Annotated in this window: 24 protein-coding genes; 19 read left to right on the top strand and 5 right to left on the bottom strand. The window is 43.8% G+C overall.

Going from position 1 to position 22,516, the window contains the following annotated elements; all coding sequences use genetic code 11:
* Nucleotides 1–7 precede the first annotated feature (7 nt).
* The 13 genes from UB32_RS03640 (at nt 8) to UB32_RS19275 (ending at nt 13,306) form a co-directional block, all read left to right on the top strand.
* Nucleotides 8–841: a MetQ/NlpA family ABC transporter substrate-binding protein gene (locus tag UB32_RS03640; protein WP_044391278.1), complete on the top strand. Its 834-nt coding sequence runs from the start codon at nt 8–10 to the stop codon at nt 839–841.
* 282 nt (nt 842–1,123) lie between these two features.
* A complete protein-coding gene (locus tag UB32_RS20150) occupies nt 1,124–1,276 on the top strand; it encodes a hypothetical protein (RefSeq protein ID WP_198528152.1) in 153 nt (50 codons plus the stop codon).
* Between the two features lie 518 nt (nt 1,277–1,794).
* Nucleotides 1,795–2,580, top strand: coding sequence for a Fe-S cluster assembly ATPase SufC (gene sufC / locus UB32_RS03650; protein WP_044391281.1), 786 nt, complete (start codon nt 1,795–1,797; stop codon nt 2,578–2,580).
* 18 nt (nt 2,581–2,598) lie between these two features.
* Nucleotides 2,599–3,906 carry a Fe-S cluster assembly protein SufD gene (gene sufD, locus UB32_RS03655; RefSeq protein ID WP_044391283.1) on the top strand — a complete coding sequence of 436 codons (1,308 nt, stop codon included), beginning with the start codon at nt 2,599–2,601 and terminating at the stop codon, nt 3,904–3,906.
* Nucleotides 3,906–5,135: a cysteine desulfurase gene (locus UB32_RS03660; protein WP_044391285.1), complete on the top strand. Its 1,230-nt coding sequence runs from the start codon at nt 3,906–3,908 to the stop codon at nt 5,133–5,135. Before sufD ends, UB32_RS03660 begins: the two co-directional genes overlap by 1 nt.
* Nucleotides 5,125–5,571, top strand: coding sequence for a Fe-S cluster assembly sulfur transfer protein SufU (sufU, locus tag UB32_RS03665; RefSeq protein WP_044391286.1), 447 nt, complete (start codon nt 5,125–5,127; stop codon nt 5,569–5,571). The genes UB32_RS03660 and sufU overlap by 11 nt, the downstream gene beginning before the upstream one ends.
* 116 nt (nt 5,572–5,687) lie before the next feature.
* Nucleotides 5,688–7,085: a Fe-S cluster assembly protein SufB gene (gene sufB / locus UB32_RS03670; RefSeq protein WP_044391287.1), complete on the top strand. Its 1,398-nt coding sequence runs from the start codon at nt 5,688–5,690 to the stop codon at nt 7,083–7,085.
* 232 nt (nt 7,086–7,317) lie between these two features.
* Nucleotides 7,318–8,700, top strand: a complete 1,383-nt coding sequence (locus tag UB32_RS03675; RefSeq protein WP_044391289.1) for a bifunctional metallophosphatase/5'-nucleotidase — start codon at nt 7,318–7,320, stop codon at nt 8,698–8,700.
* A 66-nt stretch (nt 8,701–8,766) separates the two neighbouring features.
* A complete protein-coding gene (locus tag UB32_RS03680; protein ID WP_044391291.1) occupies nt 8,767–9,069 on the top strand; it encodes a YunC family protein in 303 nt (100 codons plus the stop codon).
* Nucleotides 9,070–9,606: 537 nt separating this feature from the next.
* Nucleotides 9,607–10,719, top strand: a complete 1,113-nt coding sequence (locus UB32_RS03685; RefSeq protein WP_044391294.1) for an HD-GYP domain-containing protein — start codon at nt 9,607–9,609, stop codon at nt 10,717–10,719.
* A gap of 59 nt (nt 10,720–10,778) precedes the next feature.
* Nucleotides 10,779–11,537: a sporulation protein YunB gene (yunB, locus tag UB32_RS03690; RefSeq protein WP_044391296.1), complete on the top strand. Its 759-nt coding sequence runs from the start codon at nt 10,779–10,781 to the stop codon at nt 11,535–11,537.
* Nucleotides 11,538–11,689: 152 nt separating this feature from the next.
* On the top strand, nt 11,690–13,177 hold the full coding sequence (locus tag UB32_RS03695; RefSeq protein ID WP_044391298.1) for a sodium-dependent transporter: 1,488 nt from the start codon (nt 11,690–11,692) through the stop codon (nt 13,175–13,177).
* Nucleotides 13,178–13,198: 21 nt separating this feature from the next.
* Complete coding sequence (locus UB32_RS19275) at nt 13,199–13,306, top strand: methionine/alanine import family NSS transporter small subunit (protein WP_084221709.1); 108 nt, start codon at nt 13,199–13,201, stop codon at nt 13,304–13,306.
* A gap of 30 nt (nt 13,307–13,336) precedes the next feature.
* Here the strand turns inward: UB32_RS19275 and UB32_RS03700 are convergent, their stop codons facing one another.
* Nucleotides 13,337–14,281 (bottom strand): M23 family metallopeptidase, encoded by a 945-nt coding sequence (locus tag UB32_RS03700; protein ID WP_241768416.1) that lies wholly within the window; start codon nt 14,279–14,281, stop codon nt 13,337–13,339.
* A gap of 258 nt (nt 14,282–14,539) precedes the next feature.
* Here UB32_RS03700 and lipA point away from each other — a divergent pair, with 258 nt between their 5' ends.
* A complete protein-coding gene (lipA, locus tag UB32_RS03705) occupies nt 14,540–15,454 on the top strand; it encodes a lipoyl synthase (protein WP_044391301.1) in 915 nt (304 codons plus the stop codon).
* Between the two features lie 39 nt (nt 15,455–15,493).
* On the opposite strand, the gene UB32_RS03710 is transcribed toward lipA, so the two are convergent.
* Nucleotides 15,494–16,198: a YhcN/YlaJ family sporulation lipoprotein gene (locus UB32_RS03710; RefSeq protein ID WP_044391303.1), complete on the bottom strand. Its 705-nt coding sequence runs from the start codon at nt 16,196–16,198 to the stop codon at nt 15,494–15,496.
* Between the two features lie 125 nt (nt 16,199–16,323).
* Between UB32_RS03710 and UB32_RS03715 the strand changes: the two genes are divergently transcribed.
* The gene (locus UB32_RS03715) at nt 16,324–16,614 is read left to right on the top strand and encodes a YutD family protein (RefSeq protein WP_044391305.1); all 291 of its coding nucleotides are present in this window, start codon (nt 16,324–16,326) and stop codon (nt 16,612–16,614) included.
* A gap of 44 nt (nt 16,615–16,658) precedes the next feature.
* On the opposite strand, the gene UB32_RS03720 is transcribed toward UB32_RS03715, so the two are convergent.
* Both UB32_RS03720 and UB32_RS03725 read right to left on the bottom strand, forming a co-directional pair.
* The gene (locus UB32_RS03720) at nt 16,659–16,946 is read right to left on the bottom strand and encodes a hypothetical protein (RefSeq protein ID WP_044391306.1); all 288 of its coding nucleotides are present in this window, start codon (nt 16,944–16,946) and stop codon (nt 16,659–16,661) included.
* An 82-nt stretch (nt 16,947–17,028) separates the two neighbouring features.
* Complete coding sequence (locus tag UB32_RS03725) at nt 17,029–17,295, bottom strand: DUF3055 domain-containing protein (RefSeq protein ID WP_044391307.1); 267 nt, start codon at nt 17,293–17,295, stop codon at nt 17,029–17,031.
* 263 nt (nt 17,296–17,558) lie between these two features.
* Here UB32_RS03725 and UB32_RS03730 point away from each other — a divergent pair, with 263 nt between their 5' ends.
* The 3 genes from UB32_RS03730 to UB32_RS03740 all read left to right on the top strand — a co-directional run bounded on the left by UB32_RS03730 (nt 17,559) and on the right by UB32_RS03740 (nt 20,231).
* On the top strand, nt 17,559–18,848 hold the full coding sequence (locus UB32_RS03730) for an EAL domain-containing protein (protein ID WP_044391308.1): 1,290 nt from the start codon (nt 17,559–17,561) through the stop codon (nt 18,846–18,848).
* Between the two features lie 22 nt (nt 18,849–18,870).
* A complete protein-coding gene (locus tag UB32_RS03735) occupies nt 18,871–19,308 on the top strand; it encodes a DUF86 domain-containing protein (protein ID WP_044391309.1) in 438 nt (145 codons plus the stop codon).
* Nucleotides 19,309–19,466: 158 nt separating this feature from the next.
* A complete protein-coding gene (locus tag UB32_RS03740; RefSeq protein ID WP_044391310.1) occupies nt 19,467–20,231 on the top strand; it encodes a TIGR01457 family HAD-type hydrolase in 765 nt (254 codons plus the stop codon).
* Nucleotides 20,232–20,757: 526 nt separating this feature from the next.
* On the opposite strand, the gene UB32_RS03745 is transcribed toward UB32_RS03740, so the two are convergent.
* Complete coding sequence (locus tag UB32_RS03745; protein ID WP_044391311.1) at nt 20,758–21,267, bottom strand: phosphatidylglycerophosphatase A family protein; 510 nt, start codon at nt 21,265–21,267, stop codon at nt 20,758–20,760.
* Between the two features lie 191 nt (nt 21,268–21,458).
* Here UB32_RS03745 and yutH point away from each other — a divergent pair, with 191 nt between their 5' ends.
* Entirely contained in the window at nt 21,459–22,466 is a 1,008-nt protein-coding gene (gene yutH, locus UB32_RS03750; RefSeq protein WP_044391312.1) for a spore coat putative kinase YutH, read from the top strand.
* The last annotated feature ends 50 nt before the right edge of the window (nt 22,467–22,516 follow it).

The raw sequence follows: 22,516 nt of genomic DNA on the forward strand, positions 1-22,516 counted from the left end.
AAAGAAAATGAAAAAATGGTTAGTAGCATTTTTAGTATTGATTTTGACAACAGGCCTTGCAGCATGTGGTTCATCTGCAGGAAAAACAGACAGCGGCAAGGAGGACAGCAAGAAAATTGTCGTTGGGGCGTCCAACGTACCTCATGCAGAAATCTTGGAAAAAGCGAAACCGCTTCTTGAAAAACAAGGATATCAAATGGAAATTAAGACATTCAATGACTATGTTGTTCCAAACCAGGCATTGGATTCAGGAGAACTGGATGCCAACTATTTCCAACATATCCCGTACCTGGAGTCACAAATGGCTGACAATGGCTATAAGTTTGAAATTGCAGGGGGAATCCACATCGAGCCCATCGGAGTATATTCTAAGGACTACAAAAGTCTTGAGGAACTGCCAAAAGGTGCGCTAATCATTATGAGCAGTTCAGTGGCCGACCATGGCAGAATTTTGACAATGCTGGAAAAAGAGGGTCTGATTACACTTAATGATGGCGTGGAAAAAGTAAAAGCAACCATTGACGACATTAAAGACAACCCTAAGGAATTGAAGTTTGGTACTGAATATGAACCAGCATTGCTTCCGCAAATTTTCAACAATGGGGAAGGCGATGCTGTTCTGATCAACTCAAACTTTGCGATTGACGCTGGATTGAACCCATTGAAGGATTCGATTGCGATTGAGGAAAGCGATTCTCCATATGTGAACGTAGTTGCCGTCCGTGAAGGCGATGCAGACAAGCCAGCAATCAAAGCGCTTGTGGAAGTTCTTCACTCAAAGGAAATCCAAGACTTCATCCTTGAAAAATATGAAGGCGCAGTCGTACCCGTCAAAGAATAATACCGGAAGAGAGCAGGCGAAAAACCTGCTCTCTTTTTTGACCGCTTCTTAACAGGAAAGGCTCTATTGGAGAGGATTTTGGCAGTATTGTAAGAATGGCAGAGATGAACTCCCCAGAGGCCTTCTTATTCCATTCCATCCAAATATTAACGGTTTTAATCGCTTTGATAGTGGTAAATAAAAGGTGTTACGATTGGAATGTCAAAAAAACGCTTCTTAAAAAGCGAAAAACCGAAGGGATGATTCACTATTAGTCAGCTAAAACTGAACTACACAAGTGAAATGGAAAAGGCAATGCATGGAGCACATGGGATTAGTTACGAAGTTTACAGCATGGACCATGACGCAAGAATGGAAGTCGAAAGAAAACGCGAGCAGGATTATATCAAAAGTCAACGGATGGTCGCCGATCTGGACAGAAGAGTCCACTCCTAAACAACGAAATAGTAAATGGAAACCAGTGTATAGTGCACTGGTTTCTTTGTTTTTGTTGTGAATATGGAAAAACCCGGTTATTTTGACAGGTTTGGGTCGATGGAGTGAAAAGTTGTCAAGAAAGCAACGGTTTCTTGACAACTTATTGGAACTAATAAAAAAAGCTGTCAAAATTATTCGAATGAGGATAACTGCCCAGATGCTTTCGAGTACATTTTTTTACAAGAGAAGGCAAAAATAATACAAGCTTGTGAAGCTTTGTCTGATAAAATATAGGTAGACTGTTGCAGCGCCGTTTTGCTCAAATAAACGAAGTGGAAAAAGGCCGGCTTGTGCTCCTTATTCGCAGCATTAATGAAAAATTCCTACTTTTCAAGTTTTGTCGTATTTCTTTTCACTGCTTAAGTGTTGCTATCACTTTTCATTTGTTATAAGATTGTAATGAGAATAAATTGAGAATAGAAATTTTGACGGCAAGAGCCGGCTTAAATCTTTTCTATATTGATGGAGGTAATAGTATGGCAGGATCTGTATTATCAATTAAGGACCTTGAGGTTGAGATTGAAGGCAAGCAGATATTAAATGGGATAAACCTGGAAGTAAAGGGTGGAGAGATTCACGCGATCATGGGACCAAATGGTACTGGCAAATCTACTTTGTCGTCCTCTATCATGGGTCATCCTAAATATAAAGTAACAAAAGGTACAGTTATGCTAGATGGCAAGGATGTTCTTGAAATGGAAGTAGATGAGCGAGCGCGTGCTGGTTTATTCCTTGCGATGCAGTATCCAAGCGAAATCAGCGGTGTTACAAATGCTGACTTCCTTCGTTCGGCGTTGAACAGCCGCCTTGGCGAAGGAAACGAAATTTCGCTAATGAAATTCATTCGCAAGATGGATAAGCAAATGGAATTCCTTGAAATGGATCTTGATATGGCACAGCGTTATCTTAACGAAGGTTTTTCCGGCGGTGAGAAAAAACGCAATGAAATCCTTCAATTAATGATGCTTGAACCAAAGATTGCAATCCTTGATGAAATCGACTCAGGTCTTGATATCGACGCTTTGAAAGTTGTTTCTAAAGGGATCAATGAAATGCGCAATGAAGATTTCGGATGCTTGATTATCACTCACTATCAGCGCCTGCTTGATTACATCACTCCTGACTATGTTCATGTCATGATGCAGGGACGCATTGTTAAATCCGGCGGACCGGAGCTGGCGCAGCGCCTAGAAGCAGAAGGATATGACTGGATTAAGAAAGAACTGGGCATCGAGGACGAAACAGTTGGGCAAGAAGCTTAAGCGGCGGGGGGATTTATAATGACTACGGAAACAAAATGGGCTTTTGACCAGGAGTACATTACTTCCTTCTCAAAAGAAATGAATGAGCCGGCTTGGCTGACAGAACTTCGGGTACAATCACTAGCAATAGCAGAAGACCTTTCCTTGCCAAGACCGGAAAAAACGAAAATAGATAAATGGAACTTCACTCAGTTTGAAAAACTTCTTGTGAAAAGCGATATTTTTTCAGCTGTCGATGATCTTCCAGAAGAGGTAAAAGCACTTGTGGACATGGAAGCAAAGGACAGCAGCCTGTATGTCCAGCGCAACAACAAGCCTGCATACCTCCAGCTTTCAAAAGAAATGCAGGAGCAGGGTGTGATTTTTACCGATATTTTCACAGCGGCACGCGAATACAGCGACCTGCTGAAGAAATACTTCATGACAGCTGTCAAATCTGACGAGCATCGCTTGACTGCTCTTCACACTGCATTCATGAACGGCGGGGCATTCCTTTATGTTCCGAAAAACGTACAGCTGAACAACCCAATCCAGGCAATCTTCCTGCATGATGATGCAGAAGCGAACCTTTTCAACCACGTGCTGGTTGTAGCTGAAGATAATAGTTCTTTGACTTATGTCGAAAACTATTTTTCTACAACAGGAAAAGTGAATGGATTGGTCAACATCGTAACAGAAGCATTTGCTGGCCAAAACGCGAAAATTCAGTACGGTGCAGTGGATACATTAGCGGAAGGCCTGACTACCTATGTGAACCGCCGCGGTATTGCCGGAAGAGATGCAAGGATCGAATGGGCTCTTGGCTTGATGAATGACGGCAACACTATTTCTGATAATCTTACCAATCTGATTGGCGACGGTTCCTACTGTGATATGAAAACAGTTGCTATCGGACGGGGCGAACAGACGCAGAACTTCACGACAAGCATCATCCATTTTGGCAAAAACTCGAATGGCTTTATCCTTAAGCATGGCGTTGTGAAGGATAGCGCTACCTCTATTTTTAACGGAATCGGAAAAATCGAGCACGGCGCTTCTAAGTCAAATGCGGAGCAAGAATCACGTGTGCTCATGCTCAGTGAAAAAGCGCGCGGAGACGCGAACCCGATTCTTTTGATTGATGAAGATGATGTAACAGCAGGTCACGCTGCTTCGGTAGGACGCGTTGATCCATTACAGCTTTACTACTTGATGAGCCGAGGTATTTCGAAGCATGAGGCTGAACGCCTTGTCATCCATGGATTCCTTGCACCGGTTGTTAATGAACTTCCAATTGAGGGAGTAAAAAAGCAGTTGGTTGAGGTAATCGAAAGGAAAGTTAAATAATGAACGCTCGCGAAATTCGTGAATTATTTCCGATTTTAAATCAGGAAGTCAATGGCAATCCGCTCGTCTATCTAGACAGTGCGGCAACATCACAAAAGCCAGTGCAGGTTATCGAATCGCTGGACAAATATTATCGTGAATACAACGCTAACGTACACCGTGGAGTTCATACTCTTGGAACAAGAGCGACCGATGGGTATGAAGGAGCAAGGGAAAAAGTTCGCAAGTTCATAAACGCAAAATCAATGGAAGAAATTATTTTTAACAGAGGAACTACTACTGCCATCAACACGGTAGCTGCAAGCTATGGCCGTGCACATCTCAAAGAGGGCGATGAAATTGTTATCTCCTACATGGAGCATCACAGCAATATTATCCCCTGGCAGCAGGTGGCGAAACAGACGGGCGCAACATTGAAATATATTGACTTGCAGGAAGATGGCACGATTTCACTGGATACTGTCAGAGAAACGGTGACAGAGAATACAAAAATTGTTTCGATCATGCACGTATCCAATGTCTTAGGTGTCATAAACCCGATCAAACAGATTGCCGAAATTGCCCACGAAAATGGAGCAATAATGGTTGTCGATGGGGCTCAAAGCGCTCCGCATATGAAAATCGATGTCCAGGAGCTTAATTGTGATTTCCTTGCTTTTTCAGGTCATAAGATGTGCGGGCCGACAGGTATCGGCGTACTATATGGCAAGAAGGCACTTCTTGAAAAAATGGAGCCGGTCGAGTTTGGCGGTGAAATGATTGATTTCGTAGGTCTCTACGAGTCAACCTGGAAAGAGCTTCCATGGAAATTCGAAGGCGGAACACCGATTATCGCAGGTGCAATTGGTCTTGGTGCCGCAATCGACTTCCTGAACGAGATTGGACTCGATAATATCGAAAAGCACGAGCACGCTCTAGCGGCTTATGCGATCGATAAAATGTCTGAAATCGATGGCATGACCATCTATGGCCCGAAGGATGCAGGCATGCGTGCAGGCTTGGTAACATTCAATCTTGATGACGTCCATCCACATGATGTGGCAACAGTACTTGATGCGGAAGGAATCGCTGTTCGGGCGGGCCATCATTGTGCCCAGCCACTGATGAAATGGCTGAAGGCATCCGCGACAGCACGAGCAAGCTTCTACCTGTACAACACAGAAGAAGATATTGACAAACTTGTAGCCGGACTTGTTAAAACAAAGGAGTATTTCAGCGATGTCTTTTAATAATTTAGATAACCTTTATCGGCAAGTTATTATGGATCACTATAAGAACCCACGCAATAAAGGTGTTTTGGAAGAAGGCAGCCTGACAGTTAATATGAACAACCCGACATGCGGCGACCGCATCCAGTTGACGATGAAAGTCGAAGAAGGCAAGATCGCGGACGCAAAATTCGAAGGGGAAGGCTGCTCGATTTCCATGTCCTCGGCTTCGATGATGACGCAGGCAGTAAAAGGAAGATCCATCGAGGAAGCTTTAAAGCTTTCGACGGTTTTTTCTGACATCATGCAGGGTAAAGAATATGAAGAGGAGGATCTTGACCTCGGGGATATTGAAGCACTGCAAGGGGTGGCGAAATTCCCAGCCAGGATCAAATGTGCTACTCTTGCATGGAAGGCAATGGAGCAAGGTCTGAAGGAAGAGGAAGACACCCAATAAGAAATCATCTATTCGATGGTTTTTACAGAAAGCCTGCAGGAGATTGGCTTGCGGGGTCGGACTATTACAAAGCAGGAAACTTAGTTTCCTTGCTTTAAGAATGGAGGAATTGGACGATGGCTAAAAAAATGCCAGAGATCGGTGATTATAAATACGGGTTTTCCGATAAAGACGTTTCCATCTTCCGGTCAAAACGCGGCCTGACGCGTGAAATCGTGGAAGAAATTTCAAAAATGAAGGAAGAACCCCAGTGGATGCTAGATTTCCGATTAAAATCACTGGAGCATTTCTACAACATGCCAATGCCTCAATGGGGCGGAGACATGGCTTCCTTGAACTTTGATGAAATCACCTATTATGTCAAACCATCAGAGCGCTCTGAAACATCGTGGGATGAAGTTCCAGAGGAAATCAAGGCGACTTTCGATAAGCTTGGAATTCCTGAAGCGGAGCAAAAATACCTTGCGGGTGTTTCTGCGCAATACGAATCAGAGGTTGTATACCATAACATGAAGAAAGAGCTGGAAGATCTGGGGATTGTTTTTAAAGACACAGATTCAGCATTGAAGGAAAACGAAGATATTTTCCGTGAGCATTTCGGAAAAATCATCCCACCAACAGACAATAAGTTTTCAGCGTTAAACTCAGCAGTCTGGTCTGGCGGATCTTTCATTTATGTTCCAAAGGGAATCAAAGTGGATACACCACTTCAAGCGTACTTCCGCATCAACTCTGAAAACATGGGGCAATTCGAACGTACATTGATCATCGTGGATGAAGGCGCGCACGTACATTATGTAGAAGGATGTACGGCTCCAGTTTACACAACAAACTCCCTTCACAGTGCGGTTGTAGAAATCATCATCAAAAAAGACGCATATTGCCGCTACACGACGATCCAGAACTGGGCGAACAACGTCTTCAATCTTGTTACAAAGCGTGCGGTCTGTGATGCGAACGCAACGATGGAATGGATCGATGGCAACATCGGTTCCAAGCTGACAATGAAATACCCAGCAGTCATCCTTAGGGGAGAAGGCGCTCGCGGCTTGACATTATCTATCGCCATTGCCGGCAAAGGCCAGCACCAGGATGCCGGCGCAAAAATGATTCACCTTGCGCCAAACACATCATCAACGATCGTATCAAAATCCATTTCAAAGCAGGGCGGAAAAGTAACATACCGCGGTAGGGTCCACTTCGGACGCAAAGCGGACGGCGCGCGCTCTAATATTGAATGCGATACGCTGATCATGGATAACAAGTCTACATCAGACACCATTCCATACAACGAAATCCTAAACGACAACATTTCTCTTGAGCACGAAGCAAAAGTTTCCAAAGTATCAGAAGAACAATTGTTCTACCTGATGAGCCGCGGAATCTCCGAAGAAGAAGCAACAGAAATGATCGTCATGGGCTTCATCGAGCCATTCACAAAAGAATTGCCAATGGAATACGCAGTCGAAATGAACCGCCTGATCAAGTTCGAGATGGAAGGGTCGATTGGGTAATAGATAATCACGGTAATCCACCTGCTCAGCAGGTGGATTTTTTTACCGTAAAAGCATATATTCAAATGGAATAAGGGCAATACCGATCTCTGAAAATGAGGTTGGAGCATGTCTTAGTTCTTATTTTGCGCTTCAGTATGCTATTATGAAGATAAAATGGAGGTGCACAGCTGATGATTGTTGGCTTAACGGGCTGGGGAGACCATGAAAGTTTATATGAGGGCAAGATTAAATGGAAGAAATAATCCATATATACCATACGAATGATTTGCATAGCCATTTGGAGCACTGGCCGAGGATTCATAAGCTTGTAACTGAGCGACGGCGCTGGCATGTGGAAGAAGGCGACGAGGTTTTTGTGTTTGATATTGGCGATCATATGGACCGCTGGCACCCTTTATCAGATGCCACTCGGGGGAAGGCAAATTGCCGACTGCTGAATGAAGCAGGCTATGACGCCGGAACCATTGGGAACAATGAGGGGATTACTCTCCCATTCGAGGATTTGGATTCGATGTATCAGGAAAAAGAATTTGAGATGCTGGTCGCAAATTTGTACAAACAGGATGGCAGCCGTCCAGCTTGGGCAAAACCATATCAAGTTTACATAAGCAAGAAAGGTACAAGGATTGGAGTGATTGGTGTCACGGTCCATTTCGGGCGATTCTATGAGCAGCTCGGATGGAAGCTGACCGATCCGATGGAGGAAGTCAAGAACTGCGTTGAGGAGATTAAGGGAGAAAGTGATATCATCATTCTATTATCCCATCTAGGGATTCATGATGATGAAAGAATTGCCTCTCTGTTCCCGGAAATCGACATCATTCTTGGCGGACACACCCATCATATTTTGCATCAAGGCAAGGAGGTAGGCTCCAGTTTGCTTGCGGGAGCCGGCAGATTTGGTTATTTTGCCGGTCATGTAACTGTCAAACTGGACGTTGATACGAAGCAGATTTTGGAGAAAACAGCTGTTTTGTATGAAATGATGGAAGAAGGCTTGAGTGATCGCGAAAAAGAAAAGGCTGCAGCCTTTTACAAGGAAGGGAAGGAATTGATGAGTGAACAGGTGACAATCCTCCCTGTTGAGTTAGCAGCAGACCCTATGCAGCATAACGAACTGGCAAGTCTGCTCGTTCAAGCTTTAAAGGAGTGGTGCAATGCGGACTGCGCGTTCATGAATGCTGGCATGATTCTCAAGGGGCTGAAGCAGGGGGAAGTTACCAGGTTCGACCTTCTCGAAATCTGTCCGCACCCGATCAATCCTTGTACGATCACCATGTCAGGTGCGGAATTGAAAGAAATCCTCCTTCAGACGAGAGATGAAACATGGCCGCATATGCAGATAAAAGGATTTGGGTTTCGCGGCACTGTGATGGGGGTGATGGAATACGCTGGGATTGAATTTCGTCAAAAAGGCAATGTCCCGCAAGTGTTCATCAACGGGGAGCTAATTGCTGCGAAAAAGCAATACTTGCTAGCGATTCCCGATATGTTTACATTCGGCCGGTTTTTTCCGGAAATCCAGCGTGCTGAGGAAAAGCAATATTGGCTACCCGAGTTCCTCCGCCATCTGCTAGAGTGGAAGCTAACAAATAGGAAGATTACTATTTGAGAAACGTCACGCTTTTCCTGCCACCCTCATAGAGTGTTATTGGGATGGAAGGGAGGAGTTTTGGTCATGATCGATTTGTCACCCATTGAAATCGAAGGCAAAACATTTTTATCCATATCTGTAAAATTGCCGAAAACAAACCTGTTAGTCGTAACCGGCGACAAAGGCTATATAATGTGCGGAGCTCTTGATGTCGCGCTTCTCAATGAAAAGCTCAAGAGCAGGAAAATCATTGCAGGCAGGGCTGTTGGCGTTAAGACGATTGAAGAATTGCTTGAAGCACCACTCGAGTCTGTAACAAACGAGGCGGAGAATCTCGGCGCTGCAAAAGGAATGATCGGCAAGAAAGCATTGCTGCTAATGAACTAACCCGCTTCTGCGGTTATAGCACGGAAAAAAGACAGCCTTATTAGTTGTCTTTTTTTATTGGCAAGAGGCGAAGTCGAAAAGAGGGTCGAGGAGTTTCTGGCCAATGGCTTGCCTAAGCATTGGTGCTGCGCAAGAATCCGACGTTATTTAAACAGCTGCCCAGGTTACGAGCAGAAAGTTGTCGAGAAAACCCCGTTATTTTGACAGGTTTGGGGGTTACGAGCAGAAAGTTGTCGAGAAAACCCCGTTATTTTGACAGATTCGTTTGAAATTCCGTTCCAAGGATTTTAAATAGGATTTTGCGAAGCCAGCTTTTGCTGCTAACTCGGATAGGGGAATTCTTTTTTCGTGTACTCTTTGTGAAATCATCCTGAAGCAGTAAAAAAAGTAGGCGTTTAAGCCGATATAGAAAACAAATGAACCAATGATTTGGAATTGTGGTAGAATATAAGAAAATATTGTCGTATTATGTAAATATTTCTTTATTTTACGATCAGGCACTATAGCCGCCAACAAACAGATAAAGTGGGAATGAACATGAGACTTGTAGCCACCACATCGGTAGCAGAAGGGGCTTTACTTGGAAAAGCCATTTATAATGACAAGGGCCAGACCCTGCTGAATGTAGGGGTAAGGCTAGAGCGGAAAATGCTGAAGCGCCTTGAAGAGTTTGGGATTAATTATATCTATATTATGGATCCGGATACGGATGATATTGTTTTTAAGAACTCGATATCAGAGGAATTGCGGATCAATGCGATCATGACGATCGGTGAAACCTTCAAACAAGTTCAAATGGATTCCAAGATCTCGCACACCTTCGTTTTGGAAAAATCAGCTAAAAAATTTAAGATGCTAATTGTTGCTTTACTTGATGAATTAAATAGCAGCAAAGCGTTATTGAACCTTCTTTCGGACGTATTCTTGCATGATCATTATATCTTTTCGCATAGTTTGAACGTCACGCTTTACTCCCTTGCAATTGGAATCGAAATGAAGCTGTCTCCGAAAGAATTGGAGCAACTCGGACTTGGGGCGATTTTGCATGATGTAGGCAAAATGAAGGTTCCTGAAGCTATTTTAACGAAGCCGGGTAAATTGACTGCAGAGGAATTCGAGATTATCAAGGAGCATGCAGAGGACGGCTTCCAGATGCTCAGGAATATACCCACTATCTCGCTGATTGTTGCTCATTGTGCGTATCAGCATCATGAACGTTTGAATGGCGGGGGTTACCCGCGAGGACTGAAAGAGGAAGAAATCCATTTATTTGGAAAAATTCTCGGAGTCGCGGATGTATTTGATGCAGTTACCTCGAATCGGGTTTACCGGCCAGCGATGCTGCCGCATGAAGGTTTGGAAATTCTTTATTCCGGTGTAGGAAGCCTGTTTGACCCAAAGATTGTCGACGCCTTTCGCAGAGCTGTCGCAATCTACCCAACCGGTTTGACTGTCACCTTGAGTGATGGCCGAGTGGGAGTAGTTGCTGAACAGAATGCCGGTTTGAGTGAGCGGCCGATTATCCGAATTCTTGAAGAAGGTGGCTGTAGAGTAGAGCAGCCATACCACCTTGATTTAAAATCAAATCTCTCATTGATGATTGTCAGCTGCGACACGATCATTCAATATGAATACGCCAATAATTATTAGATTTTAAGGCAAGTTCCCCCTTATGAAGCATACATATAGCTTTAGAGGGGGGATTTGTTTTGCCAAAATTCGGTCGGCGGATGCCTCGCAAAGGCCCTTTGCCATTAAGGTACGTCATCCTGCTTACGTTCGTTTTTTTTTCTTTTTCCACAGCGGCAGGACTTTGGATCATAGATAAAGGGCTCGAACCGACATTGATGAGATATGCAGAATCACAGACGAGAAAAATTGCCACGATGGTCATCAATAATGCGATTAATAAAGAAATCGCCAGTGGGATGGATATTGATAAAGTACTCGAGTTTGTGCCAATAGATGGCGGAACAACCACAATCGTAAAATTTAATACCGAAATTATCAATCGGGTAAAAGCAGAAACCACCAATTTAGTACAAATGAACCTGAAAGAAGCGGAAAGAGGAAATCTTAGCTCGCTTGATTTGGGCTCTAATATAGAAAATGTTCCAAATGAAGAAGACAGGAAAGCGGGCATCGTCTATTATATTCCACTGGGGAAAGCTACGAAAAATGTACTACTCGGGAATACGGGCCCAATGGTTCCGGTGAAGTTCACTGCAATCGGCGATGTGACAGCGGATGTTGTCTGGGATACAGAAGAGTATGGAATCAACAACAGCCTCATTAATGTTTCCGTGCGAGTTAAGGCAAATGTGCAAATCATTATTCCTTTTGCGACGGAGATCGCAACCGTCCAGGAAGATATTCCAATTGGAAGTTTTTACTATCCTGGAAAAGTTCCGCAGTTTTACAATGGCGGTGGAGTTGCTTCCCCAGCCATTCAGCTTCCAGGAAAATAAGGCATTTGTGAAAAGAAAATTATTATGAATCCAATAATATTTTGACAAGTCGTTGAAAACTAGCTATACTACTTTTAGACTAAATTAATAAATCTGAAAATATTAAACTTTCTAATTCATCTAGTTAGTTAGTGCAACGAGGAGGAGTCAAAATGGAAAATCGTCCGCAGTGGGGAACAAGGGCGGGGTTTATTTTAGCGGCAATCGGATCTGCAGTTGGGTTGGGAAATATTTGGAGGTTCCCGGCAGTAGCCTATGAAAACGGAGGCGGTGCATTCTTCATACCGTATTTGTTTGCGTTGCTGACAGCAGGTATCCCGCTGCTGATCATGGAGTTTACCATCGGCCATAAGTATAGAGGTTCATCCCCATTATCATTGGCTCGAATGAATAAAAAGTGGGAATGGCTTGGCTGGTGGCAGGTTGCAGTTTCGTTTGTGATCTCAACCTATTATGCAGGAATAATTGCATGGTCCGGTTCATATGCATTTTTCTCATTTGGCGAGAAATGGGGAAAAGATCCAGAAGGTTTCTTTTTTGGGAATTATCTAAAGCTTGCAGAAACTCCAGGGGATATCGGCGGCATCGTTCCAGGAGTCTTTTGGCCTATGGTTCTCGTTTGGGGAGTTACGTTCTTTGTCCTTTTAAAAGGTGTGAAAAAAGGAATTGAAGTTGCAAGCAAAATTATGATTCCTACACTAATCGTGCTTTTCCTGATCATTGTTATCAGGGCGTTGACTTTAGATGGCGCAGCACAAGGTCTGGATGCATTCTTCAAGCCGAATTGGGATACCATTGCCGATCCAAAAGTATGGGTGGCTGCATATGGTCAAATTTTCTTCAGTTTATCAATTGGTTTTGCTATTATGATAACTTATTCTAGCTATTTGCCTGAGAAGACAGATTTAACGAATAGTGCATTTATCACGGGTTTTGCTAACTCAGGGTTCGAATTATTAGCAGGTATCGGTGTATTTGCCGCCCTCGGCTTCATGGCTAATCAGGCAAATGTACCGGTAAGCGAAGTAGTAGCAGGAGGTGTGGGACTGGCATTCGTGGTCTTCCCGCGCATTATCAGTGAGTTCCCGGCCTTTAACGGGTTCTTCGGGTTTGCGTTCTTTACTTGCCTAGTGCTTGCCGGGTTAACATCCTTGATTTCCATTGTCGAAACGTATGTTGCTGGTGTGCAAGAAAAATTCAATATCAGCAGAACGAAAGCGGTTCTAGTTGGCGGCGGTTTATCTGCATTGCTTTCCATCTTGATTGCAACAAGGGGCGGTTTGTACTTTCTTGATGCAGCGGATTATTTTATTAACCAATTCGGTGTTGCTCTTGCAGGCCTAGTTGAAGTAATCGCGGTTGTATGGGTAATGAAAGAATTGAAAAATCTGCAAAATCACACAAATGAAATTTCCGATGTAAGCGTTGGTACATGGTGGAGATTCAGCCTTGGCATCATCACCCCTGTTGTCTTGGGCTATATGATGGTACAGAACCTTGTGACAAACATCAAGGAAAATTATGAAGGCTATCCAACTAGCTTCCTCCTTTACAGTGGTTGGGGAGTAGCTGTTGCTGCAATAATAATTGGGATTGTCCTTGCTGCAATCAAGTGGGACAAGGATATTACCATTTCCTAAAAAGAAGGGGGTTTCATCATCATGTCAGCAAGTGCGATCGCAATGATGCTAATCGGAATGATCATTATTTGGGGCGGCCTAATTGCAAGCGTGGCCGTAGCGGTTAAAAAGGGAAGAGAAGCAAAATAAAAAGGACCGGGCGCAGTTTGCCCGGTTTTCTTAATTTTTTAATCTTGCTCGTTCTTTTCTGGCCCATATTTTCAAATGAGGGTATGGATCAAACGACCATTCAGTATAGCCATTGTCCTTGTACATTCCATAATGAAGGTGGGGCGGGAATTTTCCGCTTGTTCCAGGAGGACCATAACCTGAGCTCCCAACACCGCCAATTATTGTACCAGGTTCAACGATTTGCCCTGCCTTAAGATCCTTAGCAAAGCCGCTCAAGTGGGCATAATAATGGTAGGTATTATTAATATCGCGTATGCCGACACGCCATCCGCCGTATTTATTCCAGCCCTTCATTTCGACGATCCCGTAGCCTGTGGCCCGAACGGGAACACCATAACCAGCAAAAATATCTGTTCCTTCATGGATCCTTCTGCCCCCCCAGCCACGGGCATCACCCCAGGTGTTGTTATAGCTGTGAATGCTCCTAAGAGGGAGAGGGAAGACATGGGTATCAAGATCTAAACGTCCAAAGTGTTTATAGATCATCGCTTTTCCGATGATGATCCCGACAGTCTTGTCACGTTTATAGTAGCTCCAGAGGCCGATTTTTATATTCTCATGGTCTGTGCCATACTTTAAGAGATATTGGGCGAAAGCATGCACTACATCTTCATCGTCCTTCCGGCTTGCTTTTCCGTCCCCATTTCCATCGAAACCAATTCCATTAAAAAATTGGATCGACACTGGGTTTTCATCTTCCGGGTTTGGATTCAGAAGTCCAGCCCATTCTTCCGGCTTAAAGTAAATTCCGGCAATTCCCTCCGCTTTCGGCAAATCCTTTCGTGCCTGACGCACATTCCGCTCGTATTGATCGACAGCAGCAAGATAATACCAGGGGATTTGCGTAACAGCTTCCACTTGGGTGTATAGATCCATTCTTTTTTTATAAATATCCTGTTCCTGTTCCTGCTCTGCTGCAGACGCGAGATCCACCGTAAGGACAAGGGATAGAAATAGAAAACCGATAACTGCTTTAAGAGATTTCACTGTAATCCTCCCTTCATGATTCATTCCTTTTCATAATGTAGTTTGCGATGGTGAGGGATTTTCATAAATATCAAATAATGGTAATCGCAGAATATCGTACTTGTCGATCGATTTTCATTATGTTAAAGTGACATCAGAAGCTGTATGCTGGCCCTGATTTTTCATGGTGTACTTGATGAGTGCAGCGGGAATGGAGTGAAAATAATGAGCAAAAAAGAGGTACAGAGAAAGCCTGAATGGCTGAAAATAAAGTTAAATACGAACGAAAACTATACGGGCTTGAAAACGATGATGCGCGAAAAAAATCTACATACTGTTTGTGAAGAAGCAAAATGCCCGAACATCCATGAATGCTGGGCTGTGAGACGGACTGCAACCTTCATGATCCTTGGAGATGTATGTACGCGCGCATGCCGTTTTTGTGCCGTGAAAACAGGATTACCTACGGAACTTGACTGGCAGGAGCCCGAAAGAGTTGCTGATTCCGTTGTGCTTATGAACCTTAAGCATGTCGTCGTCACAGCGGTAGCCCGCGATGATCTGAAGGATGGAGGAGCAGCGGTTTTTGCTGAGACGGTAAGGGCAATTCGCAGAAAAAATCCATTAACTTCAATCGAAGTCTTGCCTTCTGATATGGGAGGAGTCGCAGAAAATCTGAAGATGCTGATGGATGCTCGTCCAGATATTTTGAACCACAATATTGAAACCGTGAAGCGGCTGACGCCAAGAATTCGTGCACGTGCAACTTACGAACGATCTCTGGAATTTTTGCGCAGAGCAAAAGAGATGCAGCCTGACATTCCGACGAAGTCTAGCATTATGGTCGGATTAGGAGAAACGAAGGAAGAACTGATCGAAGCGATGGATGATTTGCGTGCAAATAATGTGGAGATCGTTACATTGGGCCAATATTTGCAGCCTTCCAAAAAACATTTAGAGGTGCAAAAGTACTATCATCCAGATGAATTTGCTGAGTTGAAAGAAATCGCACTTGCAAAAGGTTTTAGCCATTGTGAAGCCGGCCCGCTTGTCCGGTCCTCCTACCATGCAGACGAGCAGGTCAACTCTGCTGCAAAACATAGACAACAGCTCGCAGAACAAGAAGCGAAGCAAGCATAAGAAAAAGAGTTCAGCATCGATCATGCTGAACTCTTTTTCTTATTTCCCATTTTTTGTTTGTGTTGATAATTCGTCTTTGTCGGTTGCTTCGTTTAGTTCACCTGTTGCTTCGCCATTGGCATTCTCCCCAGTGGTCATAGGCCGACCTTGTGGAGACTTAAGCATCTGTTTGATTACACCATCAACCAGATTGTCCACATTTCGGCTGTCCGTATCCAATGTCGCAAAGTTCTCGACTTCTTTTCGTAGGCTAGTATCGTCCGAAACGTACACATGGAACCAGCGCGGAACGACTGACATTGCCATCCGTTTCACTTGATCTGCAGTCTCGTTTCGATTTTGAGAATCAGTTGCATAGACAATCAGCACTTCCTCATCTGTCACAAGAGTAGACACATCATCCACATTCTGTGCCATCAAGCTGAATCTGCTGATCATGTCTGCAATTTGTTCGCGATCGATCGCTTGGTATGGTGCAGTCTGCGCTTCATTCGCACCCATCACACCTGTTTTCTGATGGCGCACATATCCGAAATCTTCACTTCTGTTCCGCAATCCCTTGCGTTCCTTTTCATTATATAATTCTGGCCGGTTATCGTTTACATTCAGTGTCGTACCGCTTCGCTGGTAAATACCTGCCCCGCCATCGTTTCCGCCAGATGGTGAGGCATTATCATTCCCAGCCCCGCAGCCAGTCAAAACAACCGTACCACAAATCCCAACAGCCATTAATGCTTTTTTCATTAAAAACACCCCCTATAGATTAGAATGGCTCCAAAATTATTTTTTTTGCTTAGTAATTGATGGGGAATAAGTTATAATTAAGAAAAGCTCAGGAGATCGTTACGGAAAAAGAGGTGGACCAACCAATGATTTGCATCAATAACCTATGCTATGAAATAGTGGATGAAGAACGGAATGGCTTTAACGAAGAAGCCTTTCGCGCCAGATACAGCGAGATACTGACGAAATATGACTATATAGTTGGTGACTGGGGTTACGGGCAGCTTCGCTTACGAGGTTTTTTCGATGACCAGAACCAGAAATCAACATTTGATACGAAAATCAGTACGATAAGTGAATATTTATATGAATACTGCAATTTTGGCTGTGCCTATTTTGTCGCCAAGAAGGTAGCAAAGCCTCGTCAAACAGATTAAGAAAACAAGGAATGCTCCAATGATGTGTTGGAGCATTTGTTTTCTTAGAGATCGCTATATGGCGGCTGTTCACTTTCAGTCGGGTCATCATGGGTTGGATGGGCACCTGCTTCTTTTCGGGGAGTTCCCTGATGAAGAGACTTGAACTCGTAATTGAAATTACTGTAGGATCGTTGCCCCTCATGCCATGGTGTGCTTTTGCCCTGAATGAGTTCGTTTTTTCGAAACGGCGATCCGTATGGCCCTTCTGGAAAGTCTTCGGCCGTTATATAGTTTCTTTGCTTCTCCGCATTTGAAAAATCAGAGTATTTTTCGCTGTCTTCCTTGCTCATCAGTCTCACCTTCCTTTGCTTGTTTTTCTTTTCGTTAGTATTTCTAAAAAAAGTCAAATCTAACAAGCAGTTTGTTTCCAAATTAAAGGATGGGGCGCAGAAAGGAGCGAAGTTCTTCCGCATCTTCTTCTGTTAAGTTGTAGGCATATTCGAGGTAGCCTTCTTCATCCAGATCATCGAGGCCAAGAATGGCGAATTTGCTGCCCTGGATATCCATCACGATGCTCTTGCCAAAGTATCTGCCAGTCTGCAAGATGGCGAGATCAAAACGCTGGTTCTCACCTACAAAGCTGATGTAGCGTGTTTTTGTAGCTTCTGTTTCATCGTATAAAAAAAATCGTTCTGTCATTGTGAACCCCCTAAGATGGAATTTGAAGCTTGCGGTTTGAAAAACGAGTTGGGATTCTCATTCCATTAGTCTCTCTTCCCAATTTCCACTGCACGCTCACTCCTCATCAATCTTACCAGAAAACCTTTTAGCTTTGCCGAAATTTCCATCATACTATGTGTATAATTAATTCGAAATTACTATCTAGTAAAAAAGGTCTATTTTAGCGAAATATGGTACAATAAAGAAAACGTTCTAGTCATCATCTGAGAGGATTGAAACCTATGGCCCGCCGTGTTACTAGCATTTTGGACAACCTGCTTGGTTGGGGGAAGATTATTCTGCCTCATTCATCGCTTTGTTATTATCCGCCTCAGTTCGTCTTGAGAGATCCTGTTGTAGCCGGGGTAAAGAGGGCCTTAAACAGTGGATATGAGGTAGCAGTCATTGCCTATACGATCAAAAATCACCGCGAGCTGGCGGCTCAGCTTGGTGAGGAGACAAGGAAGCACCATAAGGCTTTGAAGCGTCATTTCAAAGCGGTCATTGAATGGGAAGTGGAAAAAAAAGACATGATTGTTTTTCACGATTACTACAGTGACAGCCTCAGTCTTTTTTTACGTATTGACCGAAACAAACATTGTGTTTCAGAGATTGAAACGAAAATGAAGAAAATTCTCAGGGAAGTGGAAAGTAGGATTTTTCTGGAGTATCCTACTGTTCAGCCTATCTTTGACACGGGATTTATTTTTATTGATAAATCAGTGGAGTCCGTCCATGAAGCAGTTTTGAAGGCCCACCAGCAGGCATTTGCGATGGCGGAAAAACGGATTCAGACGGAATTCAACGAAATGGTGTATGAGATCAACAAAATTGTTTCCCAACAAAACATTAAAATTCTTGCGCAGCCGATCATTGACGTTGCCACAAAAGAAGTTCGCGCATGGGAAATGCTGACTCGCGGTCCAGAAGGCACGGCACTTGAAAGTCCCCTTCAGCTTTTTTCAGTTGCGAGACAGACGAATATGCTGTATGAGCTAGAGATGATTGTCCTAAAGAAAACTCTTGAGCAAATTACGTTAACAGGCTGCTCGAATGATGTTTTCATTAATTTTACGCCGATCACGCTTGGCAATTTCCGGTTCGTGCGTGACTTGAAAGCAATGATGAAATCCTATGAAAGTATCAAACCAAATCAAATCACGCTGGAAATTACCGAACGGGATTCGATTGAGGGAATCGACAATTTTATCTATAATATAAAGGTGTTAAGAGGAATGGGTATTAAAATTGCGGTGGATGATACCGGAGCGGGATATGCCAGCCTGAATACCATCTGTGAAATCATGCCAGATGTTATCAAGATCGATCGATCCGTCATTCAGAACATCGATACGAACTCGGTGAAGGAGTCGATGCTGAAAGGACTTTTGCTTATTGCAAGGGAAGCAGGCTCTATTGTCATTGCCGAAGGAATTGAAACGGAGCATGAAGCATCAGTCCTAAAGCGGAACAAGGTCGAGCTGGCGCAAGGCTATTTTTACGCCCGCCCTGGATTGTTGCAAACCGTCTAGCATCTTTTAAGAGGTGAGAAGGATGTACTTTGTCGACAGGGATCAAATAGAACAAACTTTAGAATTTTTGGATGGGCAAATTGAATTTTTTGAAGGCAATAAATCTTGGGAAACGCCAATGGAAAAAGCGGCGCTGGAACGTGTGGCGCATACGATGGTGGAAGCCATTCTTGACGTGGGCAACGCGATGATTGATGGCTTCATTATGCGGGATCCCGGCAGCTACGAAGACATTATCGATATCCTCGATGATGAAAAAGTCGTGACGCTGGAGATAAGTGCAGGCTTAAAAAAAATGGTTTTATTCAGAAAGATGCTAGTTCAGCAATACACTGCCGTAGATCATGCCAGCCTGATCCAAACTTTCCAATCAGAACTTCCGCAACTCAAACTGTATTCGAAAAAGGTCAGGGAATATTTAACCAATGAACTGGGCCCGGTGTCCGCTTTTAAAAAATAAAGCTAGGAAAAAGAGTCTGATCAGCTGAACTGAACAGCAGTTCACCAATCGGCCTCTTTTTGTTTGCAGGGCTTTTCCTATACGCCAGTTCTGTTTTCCTAAAATGGAAGTATTCATTTACATTCAGCGAGGGAATATTATTCATAGGAGTGATCATCATGACAAAATATAAAGGCTATTTGATTGATTTGGATGGCACCATGTACAAGGGTTCAGAACGAATCGAGGCGGCTTCGGATTTTATTAAAAGGCTGATTGCAGCGGAAATTCCTTATTTATTCGTTACAAATAATTCATCGCGTACCCCGGCCCAGGTAGCGGAAAAGTTGCGCGGCTTTGATATCCCTGCAACTGAGGAGCAGGTCTTTACGACAAGCCAGGCGACGGCCAATTTCATTTATGAAAAAAAACCAGATGCAACTGTTTATGTAATTGGCGAAGAGGGAATTCAAATTGCGATTAAAGAAAAAGGCTTGAAGTTTGCCGGAGAGAATGCGGATTTTGTTGTATCTGGAATCGACCGGGGCATAACTTATGAGAAGCTAGCGGTAGGCTGTCTCGCGGTAAGGAACGGGGCAAGCTTTATTTCGACGAACGGAGATATCGCCATTCCGACAGAGCGCGGCCTCCTCCCTGGGAATGGTTCTTTGACAGCAGTCATCGCCCTCTCCACGCAAACAGACCCAATCTATATTGGCAAACCGGAATCGGTTATTATGGAACAAGCGTTGAAGGTTCTCGGAACGGCAAAAGAAGAAACATTAATGGTCGGGGACTATTATGATACCGACATCCTTGCAGGCATAAGGGCCGGGATGGATACCCTGCTTGTGCACACAGGGGTCACAACAAAGGAAATGCTAAAGGGCTACGAGGAAATGCCAACCTATACCATCGATTCACTGGACGATTGGGAAGTATAGGAAAAGTAAAATTTTCAGCAAAGTTTCTGATTTTTAAATTGGTCCAAAAATTTAGGGCTAAAGTGTAAGTAAAAAGGAGCATCCTCTCAGGTTGCCCTTTTTGCTATAAGAATGTATGTATGATATCCAAACACGCCTGAACGATTTCTTCTGGGGCTTCACCACGAGGACTGAAATTTCGTGTTCGCCAATTCACGCTTTTTACTTGATCGGTCAACACATACCCTTATATTTATTCCCGTTTTTATTCATACATACGCAAATTACGAAAAATGTTCAAAGACCCAATGTATACAGGAGGGAATGTTCGCATAAGGGTATCTTTCCGCATGAACGGTACCCTTATGGAGGAGGGAATGCTCACATAAGGGTATCTCTCCGGATGAACGGTACCCTTATGTAGGTGGAAATGCTCGCATAAGGGTATCTTCCGCATGAAAGATACCCTGATAGCAGTTGGTATAGTAAAAAAACACGAAACATCGCCAGCCACAGGACGTGGCGTTCTAGGCGCCCTGAGCTTTTCTTATTCCTCTACATTGGCCGCTCTGTGAGCGAGGCGGCTTGATGCAGCTGCAGCGACAGCACCGACGATATCATCGAGAAATGTATGGCATTTGCCTGAAGCTTCTTTATCATTAAGGAACCCAAGGATTCCTGGCTTTGCTTTATCAATGAACCCGTAGTTTGTGAATCCGATCGACCCATAGATGTTGACGATGGAAAAAGCGAGGATTTCATCTACGCCATACAAGCTCTCATCTGTTTCAATAATGGATTGCAGCGGTTCGCTAAGTAACTTCTGCTCAGCAAGGATATCAAGCTGGATTCCTGTCAAGATGGCATTCTGGACCTCGCGTTTCGACAATACTCGTTCGACGTTAAGGATGCAATCCTCCATCTGTAGGTTTGGGTGGTATTTCTCCTGCAAAAAGTACACAAGCTTAGCTATATCTTCTATTTCAACCCCGCGTTCCTGAAGCCACTTTCGGGCAGTTTCCTCTGTCATTTGGATGGCACTTTTCTTTTCTATCATCTGTATCACCTTTCTGTGTTTAATCGCAGCTTTCTTCCTCCTGTTTAACCTAAATTATTCCGCTTAATCCATTTTAGTGAAAGAATTCCTCTTTTAAATCATTTCCAGATGGAAGCCAGTTATTCATTTCATTGTTTTGCAGTCTGGTACATATATTTGTAAAAGAATGGCTTGGAAAGAGGTGCTATTTGATGTTACAAAAGATGCTAAAAGAAATATATGGAATTTCTCCTGACTCAGAAGTATCGCTTGGAAGATACAATGGGTATAAACAGAAGGAAGGACTATATTTGATTATGGACGCTAATGGCGCAAAAGAGCAAGAAATAAGCGAGCTTTCAAGGATCGCAGACCATATGCAAAAAGCTGGCGACCGCCATGTATCGAAACTGCTGACAGACAAAGAAGGACGGCAAATTTGCGAATGGGAGGGAAAGAAATACTGTGTGCTGGAAAATCGTGCCGCACCGATACCGGAAAAAATGCGCACAGGCAGGAAGCTGGCAAGATTTCATGCAAGAGGCCGACTAATTCCTTTCAAGGTGGAAAGCTTGAACAGGGTCGGACAGTGGAAACAGCTGTGGGAAATGCGCTTAGACCAGATGGAGAAGGTATGGAGCAGCAAGCTTTATACGGAGCCCGAGAACGATTTTGAGCGTATGTTCATGGAATCTTTTCCCTATTATATGGGATTAACAGAAAATGCGATTCAATACTTGGCTGATACGGAGATCGACGATAAGCCGACGAATGCCGACCACGGTACTGTCTGCCACGAGCGCTTCACCAATACAGTCTGGAGAGGGCCTTATTTTATCAAAAATCCGTTTGAGTGGGTGTTTGACCATCGAAGCCGCGATTTGGCTGAGTGGGTCAGGGAGCGCTATTTTGCCAACATCCAGACGAGTCAGCCTGAAATAAAGAACTTCCTTAACGAATATCAGAGCCTGACGGTATTAACGCCGTTTTCATGGAGGCTGCTGTACGCTCGGCTTCTGTTTCCGCTTCATTACTATGAAGCTGTTGAAAATTACTATAGTATCCCATCTGAACAGACAAAGCGCCAGCAAGAGGATCGCTTGCGGAAGTACTTGGACCAGAGTGGTGATTATGAAAGGTTTTTGAGTCACTTTTACCAGATTGGCGATGCCCCGGTGAAAATTGGAAAGCTTCCGCCGGTGGATTGGTTATTACGGTAGTCGAGACTTTAGCGAAAATGTGATAGAATAATTATTATTCTATTATATTA

Source organism: Mesobacillus subterraneus (assembly GCF_000934845.1).
Classification (GTDB): domain Bacteria; phylum Bacillota; class Bacilli; order Bacillales; family Cytobacillaceae; genus Mesobacillus; species Mesobacillus stamsii.